1 pseudogene is annotated in these 265 nt (G+C 47.9%); it reads right to left on the minus strand.

The window, feature by feature from the left end:
- A pseudogene (locus B3180_RS09395) lies at window positions 1-265 on the minus strand (PilZ domain-containing protein); the annotation flags it as partial.

The raw sequence follows: 265 nt of genomic DNA on the forward strand, positions 1-265 counted from the left end.
AGTCACGTCAGTCAACGTCATAACCGCCTGAAGCTGAGAAAAGTTGTGCTCCAGTTCTTTTGCCCGATGCGGTAAGTAGCGGTGAATATAGGACAAACTTTCACTCAGTTCCTCTGGGAAGCGGTTAGCACAGGGCTGGGCTGAAACCAGAACCGCAACAAAGTTACTGTTGTCGTTTAGAAAGCGTATATATTCCGCCGCCTCTTCAAAACTCTCGTATTCCCCAATATCTCGCCCCATAACCGCTTCTTTTTGAAGCGCACTT

The sequence above is a fragment of the Idiomarina sp. UBA4206 genome, from assembly GCF_002383015.1.
In the GTDB taxonomy this organism is placed as follows: Bacteria; Pseudomonadota; Gammaproteobacteria; order Enterobacterales; family Alteromonadaceae; genus Idiomarina; species Idiomarina abyssalis.